13 protein-coding genes are annotated in these 13,312 nt (G+C 68.2%); all 13 read right to left on the bottom strand.

Annotation, left to right across the window (positions count from 1 at the left end):
* Nucleotides 1-45: 45 nt before the first annotated feature.
* A complete protein-coding gene (locus ACSYAO_RS02975; RefSeq protein ID WP_049462838.1) occupies nt 46-885 on the bottom strand; it encodes a glycosyltransferase family 2 protein in 840 nt (279 codons plus the stop codon).
* A complete protein-coding gene (locus ACSYAO_RS02970; RefSeq protein WP_049462837.1) occupies nt 882-1,736 on the bottom strand; it encodes a glycosyltransferase family 2 protein in 855 nt (284 codons plus the stop codon). The genes ACSYAO_RS02975 and ACSYAO_RS02970 overlap by 4 nt, the downstream gene beginning before the upstream one ends.
* A 760-nt stretch (nt 1,737-2,496) precedes the next feature.
* On the bottom strand, nt 2,497-4,698 hold the full coding sequence (gene gspD, locus ACSYAO_RS02965; RefSeq protein WP_049461668.1) for a type II secretion system secretin GspD: 2,202 nt from the start codon (nt 4,696-4,698) through the stop codon (nt 2,497-2,499).
* A 9-nt stretch (nt 4,699-4,707) separates the two neighbouring features.
* The gene (locus ACSYAO_RS02960) at nt 4,708-5,502 is read right to left on the bottom strand and encodes a hypothetical protein (protein WP_049461667.1); all 795 of its coding nucleotides are present in this window, start codon (nt 5,500-5,502) and stop codon (nt 4,708-4,710) included.
* Nucleotides 5,492-6,211 carry a type II secretion system protein GspM gene (gspM, locus tag ACSYAO_RS02955; RefSeq protein WP_032130127.1) on the bottom strand — a complete coding sequence of 240 codons (720 nt, stop codon included), beginning with the start codon at nt 6,209-6,211 and terminating at the stop codon, nt 5,492-5,494. The genes ACSYAO_RS02960 and gspM overlap by 11 nt, the downstream gene beginning before the upstream one ends.
* Nucleotides 6,186-7,331 (bottom strand): PilN domain-containing protein, encoded by a 1,146-nt coding sequence (locus tag ACSYAO_RS02950; protein WP_049461666.1) that lies wholly within the window; start codon nt 7,329-7,331, stop codon nt 6,186-6,188. Before ACSYAO_RS02950 ends, gspM begins: the two co-directional genes overlap by 26 nt.
* Entirely contained in the window at nt 7,328-8,191 is an 864-nt protein-coding gene (locus tag ACSYAO_RS02945; RefSeq protein ID WP_049424963.1) for a general secretion pathway protein GspK, read from the bottom strand. Before ACSYAO_RS02945 ends, ACSYAO_RS02950 begins: the two co-directional genes overlap by 4 nt.
* Nucleotides 8,188-8,820, bottom strand: coding sequence for a type II secretion system protein J (locus ACSYAO_RS02940; RefSeq protein ID WP_049461665.1), 633 nt, complete (start codon nt 8,818-8,820; stop codon nt 8,188-8,190). The genes ACSYAO_RS02945 and ACSYAO_RS02940 overlap by 4 nt, the downstream gene beginning before the upstream one ends.
* Nucleotides 8,817-9,236, bottom strand: coding sequence for a type II secretion system protein XpsI (gene xpsI / locus ACSYAO_RS02935; RefSeq protein ID WP_049461664.1), 420 nt, complete (start codon nt 9,234-9,236; stop codon nt 8,817-8,819). The genes ACSYAO_RS02940 and xpsI overlap by 4 nt, the downstream gene beginning before the upstream one ends.
* Nucleotides 9,233-9,727: a type II secretion system protein XpsH gene (gene xpsH / locus ACSYAO_RS02930; protein ID WP_032130132.1), complete on the bottom strand. Its 495-nt coding sequence runs from the start codon at nt 9,725-9,727 to the stop codon at nt 9,233-9,235. The genes xpsI and xpsH overlap by 4 nt, the downstream gene beginning before the upstream one ends.
* A 6-nt stretch (nt 9,728-9,733) precedes the next feature.
* Nucleotides 9,734-10,177 (bottom strand): type II secretion system major pseudopilin GspG, encoded by a 444-nt coding sequence (gene gspG / locus ACSYAO_RS02925; RefSeq protein WP_004142831.1) that lies wholly within the window; start codon nt 10,175-10,177, stop codon nt 9,734-9,736.
* Between the two features lie 49 nt (nt 10,178-10,226).
* Nucleotides 10,227-11,447 (bottom strand): type II secretion system protein XpsF, encoded by a 1,221-nt coding sequence (gene xpsF / locus ACSYAO_RS02920; protein WP_032130133.1) that lies wholly within the window; start codon nt 11,445-11,447, stop codon nt 10,227-10,229.
* Between the two features lie 24 nt (nt 11,448-11,471).
* Nucleotides 11,472-13,196 carry a type II secretion system ATPase GspE gene (gene gspE, locus ACSYAO_RS02915; protein ID WP_049424954.1) on the bottom strand — a complete coding sequence of 575 codons (1,725 nt, stop codon included), beginning with the start codon at nt 13,194-13,196 and terminating at the stop codon, nt 11,472-11,474.
* Nucleotides 13,197-13,312 lie beyond the last annotated feature (116 nt).

Genomic DNA, 13,312 nt, shown 5'->3' with positions numbered 1-13,312 from the left:
AACAACATTGGTAGATCCACGCCATGCGTGGATGCTCTTGCGGCGCTACAGCGCCTTGCGCAGCAGCTTCGGCACCAGCATCAGCGCGTGCGCCCAGATCGCGCCCCACACCGCTACCCGCACCGGCAGCGAACGCTGCCTGGCCTCGAACTTCTGGAAATAGCGCCACAGGCCCTTGTGCTTGTGCCATTCAACGAAGAACGGCCGCGAGCGGCTGGAGACGCCACGAACGTGGGTGACCTGCAGGTCATTGGCGATCGCCACCACTGCTCCGGCTTCGCGTGCACGCCGGCACAGGTCCAGGTCTTCGGCATGCAGACGATAGCCGGCGTCCCAACCTCCGATGCAGTTGAACAATGCACGCGGCATCATCAGCAGCGCACCGGACAGCGCCGGCACCCGCTGCAGCGCCTGCTGCGGGTCACGCGGCACCGCCAGCTTCGAGCCCTTGCCCGGCGAGCGCAGCATCATCAGGAAATCCGGGTCGCGGCGGCGCACGGCTTCGTCGGCATGGCCCTGCTCGTCCACCTGCTCGACACCGAGCAGGCAGTCGCCCAGTCCTTCCGCGCGGCTGCGCAGTGCGGCCAACGTCTCCGGTTCAACCATCAGGTCCGGGTTGATGAAGGCCAGCCATGGACTGTGCGAATCGGCCACGCCCTGGTTGTTGGCGGCGGCAAAGCCGGGATTGTCCGGATTGCCGACGAGACGCACGCGCGGGTCGTGGCTGGCATGGCGCTGCACGATATCCAGCGTGCCATCCATCGAGCCATTGTCGATCACCCGGATCTCGGCCACGTCCTGCGCCTGGCGCAGACGCGAGAGGCAGGCGTCGATGGTGCTGCCGCTCTGGTAGGTGACGACGATGGCGGCAATGGCAACATTCAAGCAGGAGGCTCCGGCGCGGAAGACGAGACGAACAGGTCACCCTGTTCCTTCGGCATTATCGCCTGCCGCATGCGCTGCTGCAGATCGGCACGCAGGCCATGCAGCGGATCGTGCATGAGGAAGTCAGCCAACCGTGGCACCCACCCCGGCCAGCGCGCGGCCAGGGCCTCGAGATCGCCATCACGGCTGACCGCCTCCCCTTCCCGGCTGACGAAGGCGGTCTCGCACAGCACGTTGCGCCATCCCAGGCCAGCCATGCGCAGGCTCAGGTCCACCAGTGCCGCGTTCCAGCCGGCGTAGCTGTCCACGTCCAGGCCGCCGGCGCGGCGACGCGCGTTGCCGCGCACCAGTACCGCGTGGGTGACCGCCGAGGGCAGCTCCGGATGCAGCACCGGCAGCGTGGCACAGGTGTGTGCCAGCAGCGCCGGGTCCTCCGGTTCCGGATTGATCTCGCCCAGCCGCGGCCATGCAGCGGTTTCGCCGGCATTGCACCACGGGGTTGCGGTGGCGATGGCGGCGTCGCGGGCGAAGGCATCCTGCAGCTGCTGCAGCCAGCCCGGCGCGGGCACGCTGTCCGGCGCCAGCACCGCCACGTCCATGCCCTCGCAGGCGCGCAGCATCTCATCCAGATGGGCGACCTCGCCCAACGGCCGCGCGCGGCGGGTGTATTCGGCCTGCAACGGCGTATGCGCCAACCAATGCTCCACCACCGCCTGCGCACGCGGGCCGGTCTGCGCGTCATCGGCCAGCCAGACCGCGGTTCCCGGCGCGGTGCCGGCATCCAGCGCGGCCAGGCAGCGGTCGAGCGCGGCATCGTCCACGCACAGCGGCAACAACACGATCGCCCCCATCCCGCCTCCGTGGTTGTCGGTAGCCACAGCCTAGCACTGGGAGGGTATCGGCCGGGTTGCACCCGGCGCCTGCAGAGGCCAGAGCCAGAGCCGAAGCAACAGCCGGAGCAAAAGCTGGGTTCCTGGGGGATGGCGGGGTGGGTCCGGTTGCGGGGGCCGCTGCAAGTCCCCCTCCGGGGCCCGGCCCAGCCGCTGGCGGCTGTGCGTTCGGGCGCTTGCGAAGCAATGCTTCGCAAGCAAAGCGCCCTCACCCATGTAAGCTCGGTCGCCGCTTGCTCGTGTGCGCAGTCCTGCGCACACGGCAAGACCGGGGTTGGGCGTCCTGCTCAACCCGCCCGAGGCATGCCTCGGGCCCATGCGGCTCACGCCCCCACAACCGGACCCACCCCGCCTTCGACAGATCTCTGCGATCTGCAGTAGATCCACGCCATGCGTGGATGAATCTCCATCGGAATCGAATATTTCGAATTGGAATCGAAAAGCATCCACGCATGGCGTGGATCCAGCGTGTCGACCAAGGTCGACACCTACCAACAGCCGCGGGAATCTGTCAGAGGCGGGGCGGTGTGGGTTGGCAGGACCGTTGGCGCCATGGATGGCGCCATCGAGCCCCCATGGAAGGGTTTACGGCGTGTCCTGACAACCCACACCGCCCCGCCATCCCCCAGAAACCCGCTGTTGCTGTTGCTGTTGCTGTTGCTGTTGCTGTTGCTCCAGCTCTGGCCTCTGCGGGTGCCGGGCGCAGCCCGGCCGTAACCCCTTACTTCTTTGCGCGCGGCTGGTTCAGCGGTTCCATCGCGCGGAAGCGCTGGCTGTACTCGTCGGTCAGGGTGCGTGCCTCCTGCCCGTTGCGCACGATGCTCGGCGTCAGCAGCACGATCACCTCCGAACGGCGGCTGGTGCGGCTCTTCTGCCCGAACAGTGCGCCCACCACCGGAATCCGGCTCAGGCCGGGGATGCCGCTGCTGCCATCGGTGCCCGTGTCGGTGATCAGGCCGGCCAGCATGATGGTGTCCCCGCTCTGCACCGCCGCTTCGGTCGACAGCTTCTTGGTGGAAATACGCGGGTTGCAGTTGCGCTCCGTCGGATTGCAATTGTCCGGCACGTTGGAGGCACTGCTCACTTCCTGCACGATGTCGAGGAACACGGTGCCATCACGGGTCACGCGCGGCCGCACCTTCAGGATCACGCCGGTGTCGATGTACTGCACCGAACTGTAGGTGCCGGCGCCGATACCGGTGTTCACCGTGGTGGTGTTGATCGGCACCTTGTCACCCACGTTGAGCGTGGCCTCGGCGTTGTTGCGCACGAACACCGAGGGGGTCTGCAGCAGGCGCACATCGGTGACCTTGTCCAGCGCGCTGACCACCGCCGCGCCATTGTGGCCGGTGAACGCCCAGCCAAGGCCTTCGCCACCGGTCGCGGCACCGGCAAAGCTGCTCCAGGAGCCGCCGGCGGCGGCCGGCAGGGTCACGCCGGCCAATGCGCCGGTCAGCGCGCGCCCGGCCACCGCGTTGTCGAAGAACCAGTTCACGCCGTACTTCAGGTCACCCTCCAGTGCGACCTCGGCCACCTGCGCTTCGATATGCACCTGCAGCGGCATCACGTCCAGCTTCTCGATCACTTCGCGGATCGAGCGCCAGGCCTGCGGGGTCGAGCGCACCAGCAGGGTGTTGGTTTCCTCCACCGCCGACACGCCCACGCGATCGCCTTCCACTTCCAGGCTGACGCTGACGTTGCCGGACTGGCGCTGCGGCAGGTTCATGCTGCCGTTGCCGGTGCCACTGGAGCCACTGCCCGGCGTCGAACCGAAATTGCTGCTGTTGTTGCTGTCCATGCCACGCTCACCGTCGCTGCCCAGCTGCGACGGCATTGCACCCGGTGCCAGCGAGGCCGGGCTGGAGCCGCCGCGATTGCCGCTGCTGGCGAAGGCTTCACTGAGGCGTTCGGCCAGATCCCGCGCCTTGATGTAGCGCAGCTCATAGGAGAACAGGCGGGCGCTGCCACCGGCGGTATCGATGCGGTCCAGCCACTGCTGGATCTGGTCCAGGTAACGCACCTGCGGGGTGATCACCAGCACCGCGTTGGCGTTTTCCAGCGGCAGGAAGCGGAACATGCCGGCGCTGGGCGTCTTGCTCTCCTCGCCGAACACCTTCTCCAGATCGGCGGCCACCTGCTCGGCCTTCCCCGACTGGATCGGGAACACGCCCACCGACATGCCCGACAGCCAGTCGACGTCGAAGATCTCGACAGTGCGCATGTAGTTTTCCAGCTCGGCGCGGGTACCGCCCAGGGTGATCACGTTGCGGCCGCTGTCGACGTTGACGATGGCGTTGGGGCGCGCGTACGGCTCCAGCACCTTCTTCATTTCAGTTGCGGAGATGAACTGCAGCGGGATCACCCGCACCTCGAAACCGCGTGCGCTGGCCGCCGGCGCCGTACTCGGTGCGACGGTGCCGGCCAATGCCTGATCGGCGGCGACGATGTTGTAGCGGCCGCCGCTGTAGACCATGCGGGCATTGTTCCAGCCCAGCACCATCTCCAGCAGGTTCAACGCCTGCGCCGGCGACACCGGCTTGGGCGTGGCCAGGGTGACTGTGCCCTGCACCCCCGGTGCGATCACGTAGTTCTGGCCCAGCATGTCACCGAGGATGGCCTTGACCACCGCATGCACCGATTCGCCTTCGAAATTGAAGGTTGCTTCACCGGTGCTGGCGCCATGCAGTGCCGGAGCCGGTGCGCGTGCTGCTTCGCGGTTGATCATGGTGCCGGTGCCACGGCGGATCACCGCCTGCGGAGCGCCCTGGGCGTCACGGGCAGCATCAGCGGCGACTTCGGCCGCCTGGCCGGCCTCGGCAGTGGGCGACAGATTGCCCTTGCGCTGCACATGCGGTGCGGACACGGTGCTGCAGCCGACCAGCAGCGCGAGGGCAAAGGACCAGGGAAGGAAACGCAGGCTCATGCATTCACTCTATCGGTTGGTGCCATCGCCCGGGGGCGGCGACGGTTGTTGCTGCTGTTGTTGTTGCTGCAGCTGGCGGCGACGGGCCTGGATGCGTTCGCGAATGGCCTGCATCTGCGCTTCGCTGGGGCCGTTGTTGTTGGCAGGCGGTGTGGCGGCCGCCGCAGCCGAGGATGCCGGCGCACTGCCAGCAGGCGACGGCGATGCGGTTGCCGCAGCCGGCGGCGGTGCCGGCGGAGCGCCTGCCGGGGGCGGCACAACGATCGCACCGGCCGGTGGCGCACCGTTGGCGCCGCGCAGCACGGTCGGCGGTTCCCCCCCCTGCCCGTTGAATACCGCCAGTTCCAGCACCTGGTTGCCACCGGGGCCGATCACGGTGGCCTGGCGCGGCTGCAGTGCGACCAGCTGCCAGCCGTCGACGGCTTCACCGTTGAGGCGCAGGCGCAGCGAGCGGTTCTGTTCGGTGGTGAAGGTGGCCATGCCGAAGTCGCCGGTCAGCAGCACGCCGGTCAGGCGCAGCGCGGCGCTGGCGGCGGGCTCGCTGCCGCCGAGCAGGTAGGGCTTCGGCCTGCGGTCCTCGGCGAACAGCGGTCGCTCGCCGATCGCGCTGTAGCTGTCGGCACTGGCCATGCGTTCTGCAACCAACGGCGGCAGCACCGGCAACGAAGGCACCGCATCGGCATCACCGTCCGCACCTGGCAGCTGGCTGCCCAGACCGAAGCCGGTGGCCAGCCAGACCGCTGCCGCCCAGCCGGCCAGTGCCAGCAGGAAGCCGGTGCGAAGGCTGATCTGCTCAAGCTTCATCGGCCACCTCCTGCCCTTCTTCCGGCGCAGCCGGTGCGGCGGCCGGTGCAGGTGTGGCCGAAGGCGGTTGCGGCGCCGCGCCCGGTTCGGCTGCAGGTGCCGGCGCAGCGCCATCGGCCGCAGCACCGGGCAGCAGGTAACCGGCCAGTTCGAACGACACGTCCAGGCCGAGCCCGGACTCGTTGGGCGACTGCTGGAAGCGCTGCGCGATCAGGTTGAGGTTGTCGACGAACAGGCGCGGGCTGCCGGTTTCCAGGCTGTGCAGCACCGTGGCCAGTTCGGCCACACCGCAACGCAGGCGCACCTGCATGGCCACGCGCACGAATTCGGCGTCACGGCGGTTGTCGGTCAGTGGCGTGCGGTTGCTGATGGTGCAGCTGCGGTTGCCCGGGCTGGCCATCGCCACCGCATCCTGCAGCTTCGCGCCCAGCGCAGCGGCCGCAGCTTCGGCGGTGGCTTCGCGCAGGAAGCCCGGCCGCTGCTGCAGTGCCTCGCGGGTGGCGCGCAGGCGCTGTTCGATCTGCGGCTGCTGCTGCAGCTGCGCCTGCACGCGCTGCTCGCGCTCGCGCAGGGCAGCCACGTCGGCGTCGATTTCGCGCAGTGGCTGGGTGAACCAGGGGTGCACCAGCAGCAGGTACGCCAGACCCAGCACTGCCAGCAGCAGCGCCAGTGCCAGCCAGCGGTCACGGCGTGCGCTTGGCATCGGCATCGGCCGCCTCCCGTGTCGGGGCCGCAGCCGGCAACGGCTGCAGTTCGGCGGTCATGGTGAAGCGGTCACGGCCACTGGCTGCGCCATCGGCCTGCAGTACGCCGGTCAGGTTGACCTTGCGCCACTGCGGTGCGTCCTGCAGCAGCTGCACCAGCTGCGAGGCCTCGCGGCTCAGGCCGATCAGCTGCAGGTTGTTGTTCTCGATGGCCAGCTTTTCCAGGTAAGTGCCCTCCGGCAGGCGCCGGGTCAGTTCATTCCAGATTTCCACCGTTCCGGCGCGCTGGCTGCGCTGCTTTTCCAGGAATGCGGCACCATCGATCAGCGCCTGCAGCTGCGCGCGTTCGCTGGCGACACCACGCGCACTGCGTGCACTGCGCTCGACCTGCGCACGCAGTTCGTCGGCGGCGGCGCGGCGGTTGTCGAGCAGCTGCAGGGCCGCCAGCACCAGCATCACCAGCGCGGCCACGGCCAGCAGCACATTCCAGCGCCGCGTCGGGTCTGCCCGCAGCTGGCGCTGCCCCGGTGGCAGCAGATTCACCTGCAGGGATTCACCCTCGGTGTCGATGGCATCGACACCGGCCAGTGCATCGGCCCATTCGCCTACGCTGGCCCGCCACGCCTCAAGCTGGCGCAGTGGCCAGGCGATCAGTTCGACCTGCAGCTGGCCCTCGGCGGCGCCCCCGAGTTCACGCACGTCATAGCTGACCTGGCTGGATTCGAACGGCGTCTGGCGGTCGATCTCGAAACCGACCACGGCGCGCAGCCGGTCGGCCGCAGCCGCAGGTAGGCGCAGATGACGACGCAGTACCTCGCTGGCCGGCAGCAGCCACACCCGCGGCAGGCTGCGCAGTCGCGGTTCCAGCACGCGGTCCAGTTCGGCCGGCGACAGCGGCCATGGCACGCTGGCAACTGCTTCGCGGCGTTCTCCGGCCTCTCGCCAGACCTGCAGCTGCTCACCCTGGCGCTGCAGCAGCAGGCGCGCCTGTGCCCAGCCCAGTGCCCACTGCCAACGTGCCGGCACCCAGGCCAGCAGCGATTGCCGCCACCAGCGCAGGAAACGGCCGGCGCCAGGGCCGATCCGGCCCTGCACCTGCCGCACACTGTCCTGCCATGCCGTCATCTTGCTGTCATTCCCTGCTCCCAGCGAAGCACTGTGTAGGACCGCCCGGGAACCCCGCCCGAGCCATTGCGTACCACTGCCTGCAACACCGACCGGCGTCCACTGCCGTCGGTTGCACGAGACTCGATACTATAGGTGCCGCTGCTGCTGGCAAGCGTTGTCGCACCGCCAGCGGTATCTGCGTCACGCTCCTGCTGTGCGCGCTGCGCCAGCACGGTATCCGCATCCAGGCCCAGTGCGGTCAGCACCGGCGCGCTGGCGAACTGGGGATCCGGGCGTGCCTGGCGGCTGTACAGGGTCAGGTGCGGCAGCATGGCCTTGTACAGCGGGCCGCGCATGCCCAGTACCCGCTGCAGTTCACCGAGCGTCTCGAAACGCTTGTTGCGTGGGCCATACGGCAACCCCGCCGCCGCATAGTCCGGGGCTTCGGCACCGCCGCCCGGCTGCAGCAGGCTGTCTTCATCACGCCAGTCGACAATGGCACCGGCCAGCTGCCGGGCTGCCCCTTCGTCTTCGCCGAGCGCCTTGAGGAACGCGGTCAGCAAGGTCACGTCGACCAGGTTCAGGTTGATCTTGCCGTTCTCGTCCAGCACCTTGATCTCGATGCTGGCGTCATCGAACTGCCAGCGGTAGGTTCGGCCATCAGCGCGCCAGGGCGCCCGCAGCGGATCGGCGGACAGGCGCAGCAGCGCGTACTCCAGGCCGGCGCGCGCCCGTTCCTGGCCGCGTGCATCGTCATCCAGCACCCGCTGCTGCAGATGCTCGACCCGTGCGCTCAGCGCGAACGCACCGACCAGCGCGGTCATCAATGCGATCAACCACAGCACCAGTACCAGTGCCGCACCGTGTTGCCGGTTCATCGCGCGCCTCCGCTGCCACCGTTGCGCGGCGCCACCACCAGCGTCGGCCAGGGCGCGCCCCTGGCCGGGACGATCTTGATCTCCACCAGCATCGGCAGGCGGCGGGTATCGTCCCAGCGCGGCATCCAGTCGCTCACCTGGCCGGTACTGGCATCGATGCCGCGATAGCGAAGTTGTACCGACTTCAGGTTTTCCGCCAGCACTTCCGGCGGGCGCGGCGGGTTCTCGGCGATGCGCTCGCCTTCCTGCAGCAGCACCAGGTCCAGCAGCAAGCGCTGCTGGCCATCGCGGCCGTCCACCTGCAGCGCGTGCAGGTAGGGTCCGCCGCGGCCGAGGTAGCCCGGCAGATCGGCGGCGAACAACATGCGCTGCTCTTCGCCCTGGAAGAAGATCGGTTCGCGGGTGGGATCGGGTACTTCCAGCGGCGCGCGCAGCGCACCGGCCAGCTGCCGCCGCAACAGCGCCTGCACCGCGCGCATGCGCTCACTCTCGGCCGCGATCTGCTCGCCACGCTGACTGACCGCCATTGCCGAGCGGACGCTGGCGAACGCCAGCGCCAGGCCACCGGCCAGCAGCACCGTGGCCAGCATCACTTCAACCAGCGTGAAACCCGCGGCGCGGCGCTTCATCGCGCGCTCTCCAGGTCCGGCGGCAGCAGGCGCAGGCTGCGCCAGCGCAGCTGCTCGCGTTCGCTGTCGCCCCAACGCACCTGCAGCTGCAGTTCGGCCAGCCAGGGGGCACCGGCCGACTGTGACTGCACGGCGTTGCCGGCACGTGGCTCCACCCACGGCTGCACCTGCAGCTCCCAGTGGTAGCGTCCCTGTTCCCAGTCGCCCTGCTGGCTACCCACCTGCAGTGGCGTGGCGACACCGGTTTCGGCCAGCAGCGACTGCGCATGCAGTATCGCGCGCGTGCGCAGCTCGGCCTCGCGCACCTGCCTGGCACCACCGGACAGACTGCCCAGCAGCAGGGTCAGCGCCAGCCCGAGCAGGGCAAAGGCGATGATCACTTCCAGCAAGGTAAAGCCGCGAATGTGCCGCTTCATTGTGCCCGCCAGGGGCCGGAGCGGACCTCACCGGTCAGCCAGCCCACGTCGATGCGCCATTCGGCATCGTCACGCTGCAGCCGGATGCGGCCACCGCTGGAGCCACCATCGGGATGGAACTCGATCACGCCCTGCCCTGGCGCGGTGGCCAGCTGCGCGGCGCCTTCGAACTGCACCTGCAGCTGTGCCGGCACGTCACCATGGCGCTGGTTGGCGCCTTCCCAGCGCCGCTTTGCCGGTTCGATGACAAAGCGCTGCGGCTCGCCGCGGGCGATCGCCTGCGCGCGTACTACCCGCAGCTGGTTGGCGATGTCCTTGCCGGCGCTGCGCAGCTGCATGCCGGCGAAGCCGCGCGACAGGCCGGCGGCGGTAATCAGGCCGATCGCTGCGATCAGCGCGATCACCAGCAGCATTTCCAGCAGCGACAGGCCTGCTGCGCGCCTGCCGTGCAGGCGCGGGCGAGGCAGCCGGCGCGGCAGGAAATACGTCATGCAGGATTACGGCTGGTAGCGGATGTCGGCATCGACGCTGCTGCCGCCGGCCTTGCCATCCTTGCCGAGGCTGATCAGCTCGTACGGCTGGCCTTCGCCCGGCGCACGGTACTCCAGCGCGTGGCCCCACGGGTCGTTCAGGTCAGCCGGCTTGGCATACGGCCCCAGCCAGCCACCGACACCCGCCGGTGCGGTCACCAGATCGTTGAGCGAGCCGGGCAGCTTGCCGGTATCGATCTGGTAATTGTCGACCTTGGACGCAACGGTCTGCACCTGCGCCTTGGCGATGTTGGCCTTGCCGCGATCGGCGCCGCCCAGCACGCGGCTGGCGACCAGGGTCAGCACCGCACCGATCAGCACGATGACGATGATGATTTCCAGCAGGCTCATGCCCGACTGGTTGCGCGCGGCGGTGAAGGAAAGGCGGATCGGTCGACGGGAAGCAATCATGGTCGGTCCTTTCAGTTGCGGAGTGTCGGGGTTGCGTAGGGATCCATCGTCAACCGATGGCATTGGTCAGGTCGTACAGCGGTACCAGCACGGCAACGATCACCGCACCGACCACCGAGGCCAGCACCAGGGTGATCGCCGGCACCATCGCCGCCAGCAGGCGGTCGATGCGCCGGGCGCTGTCCTGTTCGAAGGTATCGGCGGCTTTCAGCAGCATGGTATCGAGTGCACCGGATTCCTCGCCGACCTGGATCATCTGCAGCGCCAGGCGCGGGAAACGCTTGCCGCGCGACAGCGCCAGCGACAGGCCGGTACCGTTCTTCACTTCATCCGCGGCGGCTTCCACATCGGCGGCCAGCGCGCGGTTGCCCAGCACGTTGCGGGCGATGCCCAAGGCACCCAGCAACGGCACGCCATTGCGCAGCAGGGTGCCCAGCGTGCGGGCCAGCCGCGCGGTTTCCAGTTCGCCGAGCAGGCGGCCGATGCCGCGACGCTGCAGCAGCCAGCCATCCAGCGCCAGCCGGAAGGCCGGTTGCCGCGCCTTGCGTTCGAAGAACAGCGCAAGTATCCCTGGCACCACCAGCAGCAACACCCACCAGTCGCGCACGAACAGGCCCAGCTGCAGCACCGCGTTGGTGAACCACGGCAGCGCCACATCCAGGCTTTCGTACATCTGCGCGAACTGCGGCACCACGTAGCCGAGCAGGAACAGCAGCGCGCCACCCACCACCACCAGCAGGATGGCCGGGTACACCAGCGCGTTGATCACCTTGCCCTGCAACGCGCGGCTGCGTTCGAGGTAGTCGGCCAGGCGCTGCAGGGTTTCGTGCAGGCTGCCGCCGGCTTCACCGGCCCGCACCATGTTCACGTACAGGCGCGAGAACAACCCATGCTGGCGCTCCAGTGCGGTCGACAGCGGCGCGCCACCGCGCACCACATCGCGGATGTCGGTGATCGCGCGGCGCGAGCGTTCGTCTTCGGGCAACCCGAGCAGGATCGACAGCGCGCGATCCAGCGGCTGGCCTGCACCGAGCAGTGTCGCCAGCTGCTGGGTGAACTGCAGCAATGCCGCACCCTGCAGCGGCCGTTGGCGGAACAGGTTGCGCCAGGTACTGCCACCGATCGCACCGCCATCGGCCAGCTGGGTCTCCATCGGCAGATGGCCCTGGTCCTGCAGGCGCGCGACCAGCTCGGCCTCGCTTGCCGCTTCCATCTGCCCGTCGAAGATCTCGCCGTGCGGATTCAGTGCCTTGTAACGGTAGGTCGGCATGTCAGCCCCGGCGTCCTGCGCGCATCAGCTTTCCTCGGTGACACGCAGCACTTCCTCGATGGTCGTCTGACCACTGAGGGCCTTGGACAGACCATCTTCGTACATCGTGCGCATACCGGCTTCGCGGGCAATGCGTTCGATCTCGCCCATGCCGTCGCGGCGCATCACCGCGCGCCGCAGCGCGTCGTTCATCACCAGGAATTCCATGATGGTGGTCCGGCCGAGGTAACCGGTCGGCGCCAGCGCGGAGGGCTTCGGGCGGTACAGGTGGATCGGTCCTTCCGGCTGCAGGCGGCGCAGCTCGAAGCGTTCGATCTCCTCCGGCGAGGCTTCATAGCGCTCGGCATGGGTCGGCTCCAGCCGACGCACCAGGCGCTGGGCCAGGATGCCGTTGATGGTGGAGGTAAGCAGGTAGTCTTCCACGCCCATGTCGAGCAGGCGGGTGATGCCGCCGGCTGCGTTGTTGGTATGCAGGGTGGACAGCACCAGGTGGCCGGTCAGCGCCGACTGGATCGCGATGCGCGCGGTTTCCAGGTCGCGCATTTCGCCGATCATGATGATGTCCGGGTCCTGGCGCACGATGCTGCGCAGGGCGTTGGCGAAGTCCAGGCCGATCTGCGGCTTGGCCTGGATCTGGTTGATGCCTTCGATCTGGTATTCCACCGGGTCTTCGACCGTGATGATCTTGACGTCGGCAGTGTTCAGCTGGCTCAGCGCGGTGTACAGCGTGGTGGTCTTGCCTGAACCGGTCGGGCCGGTCACCAGCAGGATGCCGTGCGGCTGTTCCAGCACCTTGCGGAACTGCGGCAGGAAGGCGTCAGTGAAACCGAGACGATGGAAATCGAACACCACCGTTTCGCGGTCCAGCAATCGCATCACCACGCTTTCGCCGTGCGCGGTCGGCACCGTGCTCACGCGCAGGTCCAGCTCCTTGCCCTGCACGCGCAGCATGATGCGGCCGTCCTGCGGCAGGCGGCGCTCGGCGATGTTGAGCCGGGCCATGATCTTGATGCGGCTGATCACCGCAGCAGTGAGGTTGGCCGGCGGGCTTTCGCCTTCCACCAGCACGCCATCGACGCGGTAACGCACCTTCAACCGGCTTTCGAACGGTTCGACATGGATGTCCGAAGCGCGCAGCTCCACTGCACGCTGGATCACCAGGTTGACCAGGCGGATCACCGGCGCTTCCGAGGCGAGGTCACGCAGATGCTCGATGTCATCGACCGCACCGCCCTCGCCATCGGCGGTTTCGACGATCGCGCCCATCGCGCTGCGGCCCTGGCCGAACCAGCGTTCGACCAGGTCATCAATTTCTGCGCGCATGCCCAGCACCGGTGTCACCGGTACACCCAGTGCCAGCTGCACGGCCTGCTGCGGATAAGGATCATGGGCATCGGCCAGCCACAGCCGGACCCCCTGTTCATCCAGCGCCAGCGGGCAGACATGGAACTGCTTGAGGAAGCGCAGCGACAACGGCAAGCCTTCCGCCAGCCCTTGTGGCGGTGCTTCCGGCAGCTGTTTGCCTTCCAGCAGCGGCAGCCCCAGCACTTCGGCGCTGGCCTGGGCCTGGTCACGCTCGGAGACCAGCCCCAGCCGCACCAGCAGGCCCAGCAGGCTGCCGCCGGCCTCTGCGTGCAGCGGCCGCGCACGTGCCAGATCGCCTTCCTTCAGCCGGCCGCGCGCCAGCAGCGCATCCAGGATGCGGCCTTCAGCGTCGTCGGCAGCGGCGGTAGCAGCAAGCGCGTTCACATGACTCTCCTGTCAATCGGCTCGACTTTAACAGTTAAGCCATGATTTCCGCCGCCCCTGCGCCACCTTTCGTAAAAAGACGAAGCCCGTCACATGGGATGACGGGCTTCGGCCAT

This window comes from Stenotrophomonas sp. STK16_22, assembly GCF_051984505.1.
Taxonomy (GTDB): domain Bacteria; phylum Pseudomonadota; class Gammaproteobacteria; order Xanthomonadales; family Xanthomonadaceae; genus Stenotrophomonas; species Stenotrophomonas maltophilia_A.
The sequence above is the reverse complement of the archived record's forward strand: the minus strand, read 5'-3'. Positions and strand labels throughout refer to the sequence as shown.

Coding starts and splice junctions, on each gene's coding strand:
- gspD (WP_049461668.1), bottom strand. CDS start 4,698: ATGAGCCTGCGTTTCCTTCCCTGGTCCTTTGCCCTCGCGCTGCTGGTC.
- ACSYAO_RS02960 (WP_049461667.1), bottom strand. CDS start 5,502: ATGAAGCTTGAGCAGATCAGCCTTCGCACCGGCTTCCTGCTGGCACTG.
- ACSYAO_RS02945 (WP_049424963.1), bottom strand. CDS start 8,191: ATGAACCGGCAACACGGTGCGGCACTGGTACTGGTGCTGTGGTTGATC.
- xpsH (WP_032130132.1), bottom strand. CDS start 9,727: ATGACGTATTTCCTGCCGCGCCGGCTGCCTCGCCCGCGCCTGCACGGC.
- gspG (WP_004142831.1), bottom strand. CDS start 10,177: ATGATTGCTTCCCGTCGACCGATCCGCCTTTCCTTCACCGCCGCGCGC.
- xpsF (WP_032130133.1), bottom strand. CDS start 11,447: ATGCCGACCTACCGTTACAAGGCACTGAATCCGCACGGCGAGATCTTC.
- ACSYAO_RS02940 (WP_049461665.1), bottom strand. CDS start 8,820: ATGAAGCGCCGCGCCGCGGGTTTCACGCTGGTTGAAGTGATGCTGGCC.
- xpsI (WP_049461664.1), bottom strand. CDS start 9,236: ATGAAGCGGCACATTCGCGGCTTTACCTTGCTGGAAGTGATCATCGCC.
- ACSYAO_RS02970 (WP_049462837.1), bottom strand. CDS start 1,736: ATGGGGGCGATCGTGTTGTTGCCGCTGTGCGTGGACGATGCCGCGCTC.
- ACSYAO_RS02950 (WP_049461666.1), bottom strand. CDS start 7,331: ATGACGGCATGGCAGGACAGTGTGCGGCAGGTGCAGGGCCGGATCGGC.
- gspM (WP_032130127.1), bottom strand. CDS start 6,211: ATGCCGATGCCAAGCGCACGCCGTGACCGCTGGCTGGCACTGGCGCTG.